The sequence below is a fragment of the Shewanella sp. FeAMO genome (genome assembly GCF_053653955.1).
Genome location: NZ_CM132201.1, coordinates 901,399 through 915,250, shown reverse-complemented (window position 1 = coordinate 915,250; position 13,852 = coordinate 901,399). Strand labels below are relative to the sequence as shown.

At 55.5% G+C, this 13,852-nt stretch carries 12 protein-coding genes; 4 read left to right on the top strand and 8 right to left on the bottom strand.

Features of this window, described 5'->3' with window-relative positions; all coding sequences use genetic code 11:
• Window positions 1–67 precede the first annotated feature (67 nt).
• Both norR and ACWAU4_RS04110 read left to right on the top strand, forming a co-directional pair.
• Window positions 68–1,588, top strand: coding sequence for a nitric oxide reductase transcriptional regulator NorR (gene norR / locus ACWAU4_RS04115; protein WP_101052642.1), 1,521 nt, complete (start codon window positions 68–70; stop codon window positions 1,586–1,588).
• Between the two features lie 111 nt (window positions 1,589–1,699).
• Complete coding sequence (locus ACWAU4_RS04110) at window positions 1,700–2,614, top strand: L,D-transpeptidase family protein (protein WP_025890079.1); 915 nt, start codon at window positions 1,700–1,702, stop codon at window positions 2,612–2,614.
• 68 nt (window positions 2,615–2,682) lie between these two features.
• Here ACWAU4_RS04110 and ACWAU4_RS04105 read toward each other — a convergent pair whose 3' ends face one another.
• Both ACWAU4_RS04105 and ACWAU4_RS04100 read right to left on the bottom strand, forming a co-directional pair.
• On the bottom strand, window positions 2,683–3,504 hold the full coding sequence (locus ACWAU4_RS04105; protein WP_025890080.1) for an N-acetyl-ornithine deacetylase: 822 nt from the start codon (window positions 3,502–3,504) through the stop codon (window positions 2,683–2,685).
• Between the two features lie 100 nt (window positions 3,505–3,604).
• A complete protein-coding gene (locus ACWAU4_RS04100) occupies window positions 3,605–3,946 on the bottom strand; it encodes an FKBP-type peptidyl-prolyl cis-trans isomerase (protein ID WP_025890081.1) in 342 nt (113 codons plus the stop codon).
• A 184-nt stretch (window positions 3,947–4,130) separates the two neighbouring features.
• Between ACWAU4_RS04100 and zapE the strand changes: the two genes are divergently transcribed.
• Window positions 4,131–5,249, top strand: coding sequence for a cell division protein ZapE (gene zapE, locus ACWAU4_RS04095; protein WP_208125533.1), 1,119 nt, complete (start codon window positions 4,131–4,133; stop codon window positions 5,247–5,249).
• Here zapE and ACWAU4_RS04090 read toward each other — a convergent pair.
• From ACWAU4_RS04090 to ACWAU4_RS04080, 3 genes are all read right to left on the bottom strand, one after another.
• Window positions 5,220–6,659 (bottom strand): amidohydrolase family protein, encoded by a 1,440-nt coding sequence (locus ACWAU4_RS04090; RefSeq protein WP_144131999.1) that lies wholly within the window; start codon window positions 6,657–6,659, stop codon window positions 5,220–5,222. The genes zapE and ACWAU4_RS04090 overlap by 30 nt on opposite strands.
• A gap of 111 nt (window positions 6,660–6,770) precedes the next feature.
• On the bottom strand, window positions 6,771–8,099 hold the full coding sequence (locus ACWAU4_RS04085) for an MFS transporter (RefSeq protein ID WP_208125531.1): 1,329 nt from the start codon (window positions 8,097–8,099) through the stop codon (window positions 6,771–6,773).
• Window positions 8,096–8,623: a nucleoside deaminase gene (locus tag ACWAU4_RS04080; protein ID WP_052678628.1), complete on the bottom strand. Its 528-nt coding sequence runs from the start codon at window positions 8,621–8,623 to the stop codon at window positions 8,096–8,098. Before ACWAU4_RS04080 ends, ACWAU4_RS04085 begins: the two co-directional genes overlap by 4 nt.
• A 107-nt stretch (window positions 8,624–8,730) precedes the next feature.
• On the opposite strand from ACWAU4_RS04080, the gene ACWAU4_RS04075 reads away from it, so the two are divergent.
• Window positions 8,731–9,603, top strand: coding sequence for a LysR family transcriptional regulator (locus tag ACWAU4_RS04075; protein ID WP_208125530.1), 873 nt, complete (start codon window positions 8,731–8,733; stop codon window positions 9,601–9,603).
• A 21-nt stretch (window positions 9,604–9,624) separates the two neighbouring features.
• On the opposite strand, the gene ACWAU4_RS04070 is transcribed toward ACWAU4_RS04075, so the two are convergent.
• From ACWAU4_RS04070 to glnE, 3 genes are all read right to left on the bottom strand, one after another.
• Window positions 9,625–10,413, bottom strand: a complete 789-nt coding sequence (locus ACWAU4_RS04070) for a sensor domain-containing diguanylate cyclase (protein WP_082052689.1) — start codon at window positions 10,411–10,413, stop codon at window positions 9,625–9,627.
• Window positions 10,414–10,597: 184 nt separating this feature from the next.
• Window positions 10,598–10,852: a hypothetical protein gene (locus tag ACWAU4_RS04065; RefSeq protein ID WP_208125529.1), complete on the bottom strand. Its 255-nt coding sequence runs from the start codon at window positions 10,850–10,852 to the stop codon at window positions 10,598–10,600.
• A gap of 83 nt (window positions 10,853–10,935) precedes the next feature.
• A complete protein-coding gene (gene glnE, locus ACWAU4_RS04060; protein ID WP_454290453.1) occupies window positions 10,936–13,791 on the bottom strand; it encodes a bifunctional [glutamate--ammonia ligase]-adenylyl-L-tyrosine phosphorylase/[glutamate--ammonia-ligase] adenylyltransferase in 2,856 nt (951 codons plus the stop codon).
• Between the last annotated feature and the right edge of the window lie 61 nt (window positions 13,792–13,852).

The window sequence follows — 13,852 nt, the reverse complement described above, 5'->3', positions numbered from 1 at the left end:
AATGTCAAAATGACATTCCGCTGTCCCTGGGGTAGACTCACCCCAGGGATTCTATTCAGGTCAGCTTATGCCACTCAGCCATTCCGATCTTACCCGTATCGCGCTGGATATCACCTCAGGTTTGCCAAACAGCGACAGATTCAGTCGCCTGCTGGCGACAGTACGGGACAATCTCCATTGTGATGCCGCCGCTCTGCTGCGATTTCAGGGCAATCGCTTTATCCCACTGGCAATCGACGGCCTCAGGGCCGATGTACTCGGTCGCAGCTTCAACATCACAGAGCACCCGAGACTGGAGGCCATCGCCCGCGCCGGCGATCTGGTGCGCTTTCCGGCAGACAGCCAATTGCCGGATCCCTACGATGGCCTGATAGCCGCCCACACAGATAAGCTCAAGGTGCATGCCTGTATCGGCCTACCGCTGCTGGACAAGGAACAGCTGATAGGCGCCTTGACCATAGATGGTCTGGACCCTTGCCAGTTCGACGATTTCAGCGATGAAGAGTTGCGAAGCCTGAGCGCCATCGCCGCCGCCTCCCTCGGCAATGCCCTGCTGCTGGATAAGTTGGAAAGCCTGTCGCTACAGAGCCAGAGTCAACCATTGCCGGAAACCGGCCACAGTGAACTTCTGGGGGAAAGCCCGCTGATGTTGGCGCTGAAGCGGGAAATTGCCGTGGTCGCTCCCAGCGACCTGAACGTGTTGATCCTCGGTGAAACCGGCACGGGTAAGGAGCTGGTTGCCAAGGCAGTACACGCCGCCTCGCCCAGAGGCAACAAGGCTCTGGTGTACCTCAACTGCGCCGCCCTGCCCGAGTCGGTCGCCGAGAGTGAACTCTTCGGTCATGTCAAAGGCGCCTTTACCGGCGCCATCAGCAATCGCGCCGGTAAGTTTGAATTGGCCGACAAGGGGACTTTGTTTCTCGACGAGATAGGCGAGCTCAGCCTGCCGCTGCAGGCCAAGTTACTCAGGGTGCTGCAATACGGCGATCTGCAACGGGTTGGCGAAGACAGAAGCCTGACAGTGGATGTGCGGGTTATCGCCGCCACCAATAAGGATCTCAAAACCGAGGTGGTTGAAGGCCGCTTTCGCGCCGATCTCTACCACAGGCTGAGTGTTTTCCCGCTACTTGTACCGCCACTGAGAGAAAGGGGTCGCGACATACTGCTGCTTGCCGGGCATTTTCTTGAACGTTGCCGCAGCAAGCTGGGGCTGGAGCGCCTGAGTCTGTCCGCCGAATCGGAAGCCTGGCTGCTGGCCAACGACTGGCCTGGCAACGTCAGGGAACTGGAACACCTGTTGCACCGCGCCAGCGTGTTGGCGCGCGCCGCCAGTGACCATAACCAATGCCAGTTGCAACTGGGTGAGTTGCAGTCAAAGACCCCCTCTCCAAGTGCGCTGTCGCGCCAGCTGGACACAACAGCGCCTGCAGAAGCCATCACACTCAAGCAAGCCACAGAGGAGTTCCAAAGACAGCTGCTGCGCAGTGTGCTGGAGCGGCATCAATACAACTGGGCCGCCAGTGCCCGCGAGTTGGGCGTCGACCCTGGCAACCTGCATCGACTGGCAAAACGCCTACAACTGAAATAGTTTTTTTGCCGCAATCTGTTGAAATCTGCGCCGGAAAAGGTAAGGATGCCTGCTCGACTCTGATGCCTGAAACCAGGGCGACTGACAGCGTTTAATGAAGAAAAATATCCTATGACAAGAATTCCCCGCCTCGCCCTGTTACTGGGCCTGTTGCTTCCCGCCTGCCTGTCGCAGGCCGTTGAATATCCTCTGCCGCCCGAAGGCAGCAGTATCGTCGGTGACAACCAGTATTATGTGGTGCCAGATGACAAGCGCACACTGGAGAGTGTTGCCGACGAATATCAACTGGGGCTGACCAACATGACCGAGGCCAACCCAGGGGTCGACCCTTTTCTTCCCAAGCCACGCAGCACATTACTGATCCCTCACAAGCTGATCCTGCCGGATGCCCCTCGTAAAGGGATAGTGATCAACGTGGCCGAAATGCGCCTCTACTACTATCCCAAAGACAGCAATACGGTACAGGTCTTACCCATAGGTATAGGTCAGATAGGCCGGGATACCCCGGAAAACTGGGTGACCAAGGTTTATCGCAAACGTGCCAACCCCACCTGGACCCCAACGGCCAGGATCCGCAAGGAATATGCCGCCAACGGTATCACCCTGCCCAAGGTCTGGCCCGCAGGCCCGGATAACCCCATGGGCTTGTATGCGCTTTATATCGGTAACCTGTATGCCATTCACGGCACCAATGCCAGCTTCGGTATAGGCCTGCGTGTCAGCCAGGGGTGTGTCCGCCTGCGTAATCAGGATATCGAGCATCTGTTCAATACTGTGCCCAACGGCACCCGGGTACAGTTTGTCAATCAGCCGATAAAGGCCAGCCTGGAGCCTGATGGCGGTCGCTATCTGGAAGTGCATCAGCCGCTGTCGCGCACCGAGGCCGAGTTTGAATCCACCGCACCTGTGGTATTGAAGATGACCCCGGCCATCAGCCGCTTTATCGCCCATGCCGACACCGATTCGACCGTGCTCAAACGCCTGTTGGATGACAGAAGCGGTATTCCGACCCGCCTCAATCCCTGAAAGCCTTTCAAAAGCAAGACCCCAGCCTAGGCTGGGGTCTTGCTTTTGAGCGGTATCGCTTTTGGCTGTTACCCCTTGATGGGAGCCAACTGCTGCTGCACAAAGGCGTGCATCACGGCGCTGTTGGCCAGAATTCGCTGATCCAGGTTCTGGGTTGCCGGTGTTTCACTGCAAACACCCACCTTGGCACCGGTGCGAACCAGCCAGGCCTCGAACGAAGTATCAAAGTGGTTGAAGATGACCCCGTCTTGCACCGGACAGCCATCGATATCACCATCGGCGGCAATATCAAAGAAACGCCCCAGAGTATCACGCAGCTGCAAACTGAACTGGCCGGGTGATTGTCTGGGCTCAAAAGAATAGATATAGGTGTGCTGCTGCAACACATCTTCATGACAGGTCAATATGCCTTCACGGCTGGCGCCCTGCAGCAGTTGGCCATATTCCAGTAGCAGCTTGCCTTCAACCGAAGGTGAACTGGCTTCGCCCTCTTTGGGCTGTAAAAACCCCCGGTTGGGGTTTTCACCGAACTTATTGAATCTGTGCCCCTTGGCAAAGCCAGTGGGGTTGACCAAAGGCAACAAGCTTAGATTAATTCGCTCGAAAATATCCTGTTGCAGTTCACTGAGGAAATGCAGCATCCCCCAAGGGCCGGCAGCCTCTTCACCGTGGAATCCGGCACTGATCAACACAGAGGGCAGCTCCGCCGTCGCTGAGGGCGACTGATACAGCTCCAGTGGATAATCACCTATTTCGCCCAGCTTCTTGCGCCCCAACTGCAGACGATCAACTTCCTGTTGCAATTGGGCATAGAAATGTTCGATATCCGTACTGTCGCAGGCAAAAATGTCTGAATGCCATTGAAAAGATGCGAAGGGGGAACGGCTCATAGTGCTTTTATGACTCAGATGAATGAAGGGCAAAGCTATAATATCAGCTTTATATAAAAACAAAATCCATCTGAGCCAATAGCGCTCAAAAGCCCTGGACTCAATCGTCGCGGGTCAGGACTTCCAGCAGTTCAATTTCAAATTCAAGATCCGAATTCGGCTTGATCAGCGCCCCAACCTGGCGTTCACCATAAGCCAGATGTGCCGGAACCTTGAGTCGGCGTTTGCCACCGACCTTCATTCCCATCAAGCCCAGATCCCAGCCCTTGATCACCCGCCCTGTGCCTATGACACACTGAAAGGGACGCCCCTTGTCCCAGGAAGAATCAAATTGAGTACCGTCACTCAACCAACCTCGGTAGTGAGCCGTGATAAGCGCTCCTTTCACCGCGGCTTTGCCCTGACCTTCCTCGATATCTATGATTGCCAATTCTGCCGTCATGGCTTGTTCCTCAACCTATGGCTCAAAAGGCGCATCTTATCCGTAAAAGGAACTGAACACTATTCCATGGATAGATGAAGCGGCATGGCAGGCACTTTTCCTTCAGGCTCAAGCCCTTGCTATACTGGCCGCCCGCGGCACTTATATGGCACTTAAATAACAGTCACAGGATGAGACGTCCAGAATGAAGCACACAATTTCACCCTCTGAACGCTATGCCCAAGGCCCTTGGCAGCAAGACCCCGCCCAGTTGCCTGCGCTGGCAGCGCTTGACCAGCGTTTTCAGGCGCTCGGTCAGGGAAACAAAGCCCCCGGGCTCTACCTGTGGGGGGATGTCGGCCGCGGCAAGACCATGTTGATGGATCTCTTTTTCAATGCCGTCGAGGGGCAACCCAAGCTCAGACTGCATTTTCATCACTTTATGGCCAGGGTTCACAGAGATCTGAACCGCATCAGCGGCACTCGTGAGCCTTTGGATCAGATTGCCGCCACACTGGCCAAAGAATGCCGCCTGCTGTGCTTCGATGAGTTTTTCGTCTCGGATATCGGCGACGCCATTATTCTTGGACGTTTACTCGAAGGCCTGTTTAACCGTGGCGTTATGCTGGTCAGCACTTCCAATACGCCAATCGAGCGCCTCTATGAAAACGGCCTGCAGCGAGAGCGCTTTTTGCCGACTATCGACTTGTTGCAACAGAAGATGGAATCGCTGCACCTCAATGGCGAGCAGGACCATCGCCTCACCAAAGGCGCGCCCCATGCCCAGGCGGCACTTCCCCTGCTGCAGCTTGGCAATGAACCTGACTTCAGCCAGTGGTTTTCAAAAAACGCCTCGGGTCCAGGGCAACTCAGCATCATGGGCAGACCGCTTTTTTTCCAAGCTATGGAAGCCACACAATCCCTGGCCTGGTTTCGCTTCGATCAGCTCTGCGAAGGGCCGAGATCCACTCTGGATTATATGGAGCTGGCCGAAACACTGGATACTCTGCTGCTGAGCCATGTACCCAGGCTTGGCGGTGAGCGCCGCGGCTGGATCCGCGCCCGTGGTACCGAAGATGCTGCCGAAGCCGTCAGCACAGGCGATAGAAAGCTCAGTTATGCGCCGGAGGATGATGCCGCCCGGCGCTTTATCGCCCTGATAGATGAGTTTTATGACAGGGGTAAACAACTGGTGCTACATGCCCAAGTACCACTGGAGCAGCTTTATCAGGGCGGCGCCCTCAGCTTCGAATTTCGCCGCACCTATAGCCGCTTAACCGAGATGCTGGGCAGCTCAGAGCTGGCGCCTGGCGTTATCCAATAGCCGCACTGACTCGGCCGCCTCGGTACGCATAGCGTCCAGCGCTTTGCTATCAAACAAGGTACCGCGATAGAAGAGCCCTCTTATCGATTGAGTGGCACCTATGTCCTGCAGCGGATTGTCCTGCAGCCATAGCAGTTCTGCCTTTTTGCCGACTTCAATGCTGCCATAGTCCTTGCTCTGGCCCATGAAGCGGGCGCCATTAATGGTAGCCGAGCGCAGAATATCAGCATTGTTCACCCCGGCCTGTTGCCAGAGTTGCAGCTCAGTGTGCAGCCCTTCGGCGGGGTAAACATAAGTGTTGAGCGCAGCAGAATCGCTGCCCGCCAGCAGGGTAACCCCGGCCTGCAACAGTTTTGGCAACTCGGCAGCCAGCGCTTGATAATGCTGCTTACGTGTCTGCCACTGCTGAGGTGTTTGCGCTCCCATACGCTCAATTCGCCAACGATATTTTTCGGTAAAAGCTCGGGTCAGAAACGCCATGAAAGGATCTTGGCTGTGATCTTGAGTATCGAGCCAGGCCAACTGGTGGCCGCCAATCAAGGTTGGTGTCACGGCAACGCCTTTGGCTGCCAACATGCGGTAACCCAGCTGCGCCTGCTCCGGGTCGAACCCATCACGATACGCCTGACTCGCCTGCTTAGTGCTCATACGTCCGGCCGCAACCGCAGCAGCAATTTGAGGCTCTAGGGCATTTCCCAGCCTAAGTACATATGAAGCATGTTCTATGCTGGACAGCCCGCTCTTGGCAGCTTCGAAAATGCTGACACCATAGGGAATATGGCTGGATACCAGATGTCCACGGGCACGGGCCTCTTTGAGTGTTTCCAGATAGAGAGCCGCCGGCATGGTATTTTCAGTGATCTTGATAAAGTCGACCGCCATACTTTCAAGCTTGTCCATGCCTTGACGCATTTCGGCGCCATCGGCCACTTCCAGATCGCCATTCCAGACAGAATCCGGACCTTCAAACTTCTGCCCGGCACTGAAAATTCTCGGCCCCAAACGGTTACCGGACTCAATCTGTTTACGCCATAACAGCACTTCCGGCGCCAGATCGCTGGCCGCTTCACGCACCGCGGTAATGCCGTAACTTAAGTAAAGCGGCAGTAACAGGGCATTGTCCTCCACCAGTTCCCGGCCTTCGAAGTGCACATGCATGTCCCACAAAGATGGCATCAAAATGCCGCCCTGAAGATCCACAGTGCGCTCAGCCGTTAACTTGGCTGAGCTGTCTTCAATGGCGCTTATCCGCCCCTCATCGATCGCCAGTTGTTTACCTGATAGCAAACGCCCCTGCTCCACATCCAGCAAACTGAAATTGGTCAGCAGCCACTCATGGGGTTTGGCCTGCAGCGGCGGGGTAAATGATGTGGCCAAGAGACATAACAGCGACAGTTTTTTCAATGACATTCCGGCTTCCTTAATTATTATTTTAGGTCTAATAAACAAATTGTTATCAACAGTTCCAGGTCTTTGGAGAGTCACAATACCAACCTCTCCTGCCGAGGAATGATTTCGGCCTTATTGAGCATGAACCTTGGAGACTCGTTGCTGCTCATCTGTCTCCCGGCGCGCAGGCAAACCTGATGGACCAAAACCAAAACAAAGCACGGTCACCACCAAGACAAACAACCAATGCAACAACCACAGTGGAGCAAAATAGGTACTGCTCTGCATCACAGGCGCTGCGCCGTCAAGCAACAAGGGCGGTATGATCAAGGGAGGCAGCGCCGCCAGCAGGAAGCCGCCGCCCTGCACCATGGCACTGAGGCCGGCCGTCTGCTCGGCGCCGCGGTATTCTTCATGCACCAGGAGCAAGGTAAGTGAAAAGCTGCCGCCAAGCCCCACGCCAAGCAGCAGACTCCAAAGCACAGGGGCGCCCTGAGGCCACAAAGCCAAGGCCATAAAGCCTACTAATTGCGCGATAAGAGCCAACCACAACCAGGGACGGCGGTCGGCTTTTGCTTGCTTGCCGGCGAAACGACCTGCCAGCAGCGGTAACGTCAGGGCTGAAAACATCTGTGCCAGCGCCATCAGGGCCACCAGCCGCCCACTTGCAAGCTGAGACATGCCCAGTTTCTGATAGCTGAGCGGTAACCAAGCCACCAGGCTGGCATAGCCTCCATTGATAAGCCCGAAACTCAGCAACAAAGACCAGGCCTTTGCCCGGCGCCATGGCAAGCTTGGTTTAGCGGGCGCGGGATTATCCTCCCCTGATGTACTCACAATAGAGCCTTCAGTCAGAGGTGCAACTCTGGAAACAGCCGGTTGAGAGTCACGCCTGACCAACCAAAGTGCGAGTAACAACACAGGTATGCAAGGCAGCGCCCATAATGCCAACACCGAAGCCCCCTCTGAAAACAGCGTCATCAACCAAGGGGTGACTCCAGCGCCCAGAGCGCCGCCACCCATCAACAACGCCGAGTATCCCCCCATTAATACCGGCAAGTGTCCGGCGAAATGCTGTTTGATAAGCCCTGGTAACTGCAGTTGCATCCAAGCTACGGCAAGCCCGGCCAGCAAGGTGGAGAGCCAAAGCAGTGGCATAGTAACTCTTGCTCTGAGTACCAGCGCCAAAGTCAGCAAGCCGAGGCTAAGAGCCACACCGGGCAAGCTGGAGAGCCTTTTAGGTAGCCAAGGGGCAGTCAGTGCTCCAACTCCCATCAGCAACATGGGCATTGAGGTCAGCCATCCCAGAGCCTGCACCTCAATACCAAGCTCGCTACTGAGCTGTACCAGCAAAGGCCCGGGCGATGTCAGAAAAGGCCTCAACGCCAGTGCACCACCAAACAATAACAGCAGCAGAGCCACTGCTTTCAGCCTGGTCAAATACGGCTGTTGAAGTGTCATTGCTCTTCGCTATCCCCAGCTGGATTTGCCTGAGCATCATGTGCCAAAGCGCCATAGAGCCAGGCAGGTTCAAAGGAGCTTTGACAACGACGAATGGTAAACCCCGGGCTTTGTGCAAGCTTTTGGCTCTCCAAACCCAGCAAACCATAGCTGGCTTCACTGGAGAATCCCCAGAATTCGGCATCGTGATTATCGAATACATAGCGTATCTCACGTATACCTGCCATCAAGGCGGCAGCCAAACACATGGGGCAAGGGTGACCACTGGCGTAGAGCACGGCACCATCGAGTTGTGTCGTCTCTAATGACTTGGCCGCCGCACGTATGGCCTGCATTTCGGCGTGAGCCGAAGGGTCGCAGTCGGCTGCGACTCGGTTGACACCTTGTGCAATAATCTCCCCGTCTTTCAGCAACAGGGCGGCAAAGGGTCTGGCGCCGGACAGCAGATTATCTTTGGCCTTGATCACCAAGTGTTCTATTAGATCGGCTTCTGTCAGCGGCATGCTTGTGAGTGTTGCTTTCATTCTGTGGCTTCCAGGCAAATTTTCCATCCAGTCTAAAAACTGCCTATTTGATTTGGAAATTAAATAATGAAATATTCATCAGTGGAATTCTCACTAATCCGGTACTGATGAAAACACCTCATTCTCCCGCCAACCTGGCACTGATCGATCCTGTATTACTGCGGGCCTTTGTCGCCGTCGCCGACAGTGGCAGTTTCACCCGCGCCGCGGCCGCCACTCACCTGACCCAGTCAACAGTTAGCCAGCAGCTTCGCCGTCTGGAGCAACAATTGGGTTATCCTTTACTGGATCGCAGTGGCCGTTATGCCCAAACCACACCTGAAGGTGAGCGACTGCTTACTTATGCCAGACAGATACTGGCGCTGATGCGGGAAGCCGGAGGTCGAACACAAGAGGCGTTTACCCCACTTCGATTGGGAGTGCCGGAAGATTTTGCCGGTGAGGTACTGACCCTGGTGTTGGCCAAGCTGCAACGCCAGGAGCCGACATTACAACTGGAACTGACATCTGGGCTGAGCCAAGGCCTTTATGAAGCATTTCGTGATGGCAAACTGGATATAGTGCTGGTGAAACAACGCCTCGGCGCCAGTCGCGGCGTCGCCTGCTGGCCAGAACCTGTTTGCTGGTTCGACAGTCGCAGCCACTCGCTGGCAGAAAAGCGCCCGCTACCTTTGGTGGCCTTTCCCAATGGTGGTTTATATCGAAGTGAGATGATCCAGCTGCTTGATGAAACCGGGATAGAGTGGCAAATGGTGCAAGTCAGTAATTCACTGTCACAGGTGAAAGCCGCGGTAGCCGCAGGCATAGGAGTGAGCCTGTTGCCCAAACGCCTGCTCACAGACGCCCATATTCAGCAAGAGACTCTGCCACCGCCATTACCGATGGAACTGGTACTGCATGCTGCGCCCAGCCTGAACCATATGGGCAAGCGGCTAATTCAGGACTTGGTCGCCCGTTGTAATGACTTGATGGTTACTTAAGAAAACAAAACGCCAACCCAGCTAATCGCGCCCCGGCTTTCTGCGGTACATCAAGCCGTCGGCCTGAGCCATCAACTCGGCCAAGCTCCTGGGTTGGGCCGGATCGTATAGGGCTTCTCCGAGGCTGGCACGGATCTGATAGGGTTTTGCCAAGCGGAAGTTGAGTTCGGCCAAGGCTTTACGGAACCTCAACTTGATGGCTCTGACATCCAATGGTCGCAAATGGGTCAGCAGTACGGCAAACTCATCACCTCCAAGCCTGGCTACCACATCCGACTCGCGGAAACAGCTCACCAGCATGGCGGCAAAGGCCTGCAACACGGCATCACCTTCACTGTGACCATAGGTATCATTAATGGGCTTGAATTCGTTGAGATCCAGATACAGCAAGGCACCGTAGAAACTTTCACGACAACAGGAAGACAGTGCCATCTCCCCCAGTAACTCAAAGCCCCGGCGGTTGGCCACGCCGGTGAGTTCATCCTGACAGACCTCTTCCATATGCTGCAGTTCGTTTTCCACCATATGGCCGAGATCTTCCAGACACAGCTTATCTTCCTGGGACAGTTCTCTTGGGCGTACATCTATGATGCAGAAGGTGCCAACCCGACAACCATTGCGCATAGTCAAAGGATAACCGGCATAAAATCGGATATGGGGAGCGCCGGTAACCAGAGGGTTGTCGGCAAAACGAGGGTCCTTGAGAGTATCCGGGATCAGCATGGATTCAGGCGACAGGATGGCATGACCACAAAACGACTGATCTCTGGGTGTCTCCCTGAGGGAGATACCTAAGGAAGGTGCGAACAAGTCCCATGCGTGCTCTGCGTCGGCTTACAGGCCTGGATGCAAGGCGTGGTTCGCAGCAAATGGCCCTAGTCCTTTGCAAGAAGCACAACACAGCAGGCAGGACTGTAAGCCACGCCCTTTGGGGCTTTCACAGCAACCGGCTCTCTGCGTTATCCGACTTCGACAGGCCCCGGCATGCCTTCAGTCAGATGCCTTGAACGCCAATTGCTGTGTAAGCCAGAGTGCCGCGAGGACTTATTCGCACCTTCCCTAAGCTGGACTTGAACCATTGTCGTTTGGCATCAACCAGACTAACCAAACAGATGGGTACTTCAAACAGTCGTTGCGCCATACGGCTGATGCGATCAAAGCGCTCCTCTGCTTCGGTATCCAACACCCCGAGTCCTTGCAGGGTAGCCAGCCTTAGTGGCTCATCCAAGGGCTTTGGGGGGCTTGGCATAGGCATTCCTCAACAGTGGCTTCAGGCAAAGCAATCGACAAAACTTCTCCGTTAACTATAGATAGCCTGAGCGCACCGGTAAACTATTGCCCCAGGATAAGCTCATAGATGTTACTAACCCGTTCGGCCTGCTCCGCCACTTTTTCCTGTGCCACCAGCCCAGGCAAACCGGCCAGAGTCAACCTGTGGTTTTCATCCCTCAGCATGCAATAGGCCTGGGTCAGATGCTGCGCCGACATCAAGGGCAGCAGTTCAAGCTCGGCCAACACCTCAAAAATCCGCACATTATCAGACCAGATACACAGCTCTGGGTGCTTATGGGCATAGGCCAGCACCAAATACTGAGCGATAAACTCAATATCGGCGATACCGCCAACGCTTTGTTTAAGATCGAACATTCCCTGCGGCGCTTTGAGCAGATGGTCGCGCATCTTGAGGCGCATCTCACGCACTTCGCTGGCCAGCTGTTTCCTGTCTCTTGCTTGGCGCAGCACGCTGTCACGCACCGCCTGAAATTCCTGCGCCAAGGCGTTATCACCGAAGACAAAGCGGGCACGAACCAAAGCCTGATGTTCCCAAGTCCAGGCCTCCTGCTGCTGATACTCGCCGAAATGCCCAATTTCACTGACCAAGAGCCCGGAGGCGCCCGATGGTCGCAGGCGCATGTCTACCTCGTAAAGCTCGCCCGACATGGTGCGGGTGGAAAACAGGTGTAATATCCGCTGCGCCAGTTTGAGATAGAAGTGCCCTACATCCAACGGCTTGTCACCGTCAGTCGAGCCGCCCTTGGCATTGTGCAGAAACACCAGGTCGAGATCCGAGCCGTAGCCCAGCTCAATGCCCCCCAGCTTGCCATAGCCGACGACGGCAAAACCTATCTCGCCGTCAGCCAGGCCAGGCGGCACGCCGTGGCGCTCTGTCATTTGCTGCCAGGCCTGTTGCACCACTTGCTCTATGATGGCCTCGGCAAGAAAAGTCAGGTGATCGCTGACCTGCATGATAGGTAAGACCCCGGTGACATCCGCGGCGGCAATTTTCAACTGTTGCGACAGTTTAAACTGCCTGAGCGCCTCCATCTGCTGCTCCATATCCTCTTCCGGAACCCGCAGCAGGTATTGGCGCAGTTCACTGCCGTAGTCATCCAGAGAGGTGGTGTCATAAAGCTGCGCCGGATCGATCAGTTCATCCAGCAACATGGGGAATTTCGCCAGCTGCTGGGCAATCCAGGGACTGGCACAACACAGGCTCACCAATTGTTGGCGGGCGCCGGGGTTTTCACACAGAAGTTCAAGATAAGTGGTGCGGGTGAGGATCTGCTCCAGTACGCCGGTTACCGGCTTGAATGCCTTGCCGGGATTGGGCTGCAGCGTCAACTCCTCAAGCATTTTCGGCATCAGCTTATCCAGGGTATCCCGCCCTCTTGGGCCTATGGCCCGACGTGATACCGTCTCGCGCCAATGAGCCAGACTGCTCCAGAGTTCATTGTCTTCTATGCCTCGCTCGGCCAGCAGCGATTGTATGTCTTCCTCGCTGTCACAGACCCAGAGCTGGCAGGCCCAGCTATCACTTTGCTCCTCATTGTCTTCATCACCGCCGACGGTATCGCGAAAATGGCGATGAATCTTGAACATGGCGGCCTCAACCTCACTGCGCAGCTCTGCCTCATTGGCCATCCCCAACGCGTAGCAGAGACGATGCCAATCCAGGCCGTTATCCGGCAGGGTCTGGGTCTGTTTATCCCCTATGGCCTGCAACAGGTTTTCTACCCGGCGCAGCAGCAGATAACTCTGCTTGAGTTCATCTACCGCCAGGTACTCAAGTTGCCCCAAACTAAAGAGGGTATCTATGGCATCGAACAAGCTTTGACTGCGCAGCGCCGGCTCCCGGCCGCCGCGGATAAGTTGAAAACTCTGCACCACGAACTCCACTTCGCGGATACCGCCGGCACCGAGTTTGATGTTGTCCTTGAGCTGGCGCCGCCGCACTTCCTGGGCAATCAGGCGCTTCATCCGCCTTAAGGAATCTATGGCGGAAAAGTCGATATAACGCCGGTAAACAAAGGGACGTAGCAGGTCGTGAAGCTCATCCGAGTATTGAGTCCAGGGACCAAGCGCGCGGGCTTTGACCATGGCGTAACGCTCCCAATCACGCCCCTGTTCCTGATAATAATCCTCAAGGGCGCTGTAGCTGACCACCAGCGGGCCACTCTCGCCATAGGGGCGCAAACGCATGTCGACCCGAAACACAAAGCCGTCAACTGTGACCTGCCCCAGCAGATTGACCAGGCGTTGCCCCATGCGGATAAAGAACTGCTGGTTATCCAGGCTGCGCCGACCGCCCTGGGTCTCACCGTGTTCCGGAAAGGTAAAGATCAAGTCGATATCAGATGAGAAGTTCAGCTCACGGCCGCCCAGCTTACCCATCCCCAGGATCATCAAAGGTTGTGGCTTGCCGTCGCAGTCACAAGGGGTTCCCAGACTCTGGCACATTTCGCGATAGAGCCAGTCTCTGGCGCCAATTATCAGTGCCTCTGCCAATACAGAGAGATCGAGCAGTGACTCCTGCAGCGGGCTATAACCCATGAAGTCGCGCCAGGCGAGGCGCACCATTTGCCGGTTGCGATAGTTTCGCAGCACTGACTTGGCGGTTTCTTCCTGGGTGACAGGGTCGAGCAGGGATTGGATTTCGTCGGCAAAGTCTTGTCTATCCAGGCGAGTGAGCTGGCCGCTAAAGAAGGGGGCAATCCATTCAGGGTGGCGGCACAGCTGAGTGGCAACATAATCACTCAAGCCCATAACCCGTTGCAGCTCCTGCTGCTCTATGAGGCTGAGCTCGGTAACCACCTCAGGCCAGCGCTCCACCAGCAGATGCCAATGCTTACCGGCCTGTTTGCACAGCAACTCGGAAAACGGCTTTTGACTGTCACACCCCAATTCCATAGTTATCCCTGTTCGATTGTATTCAAGACCATTTAGACATATTATGTCATCTTTGCCGCAC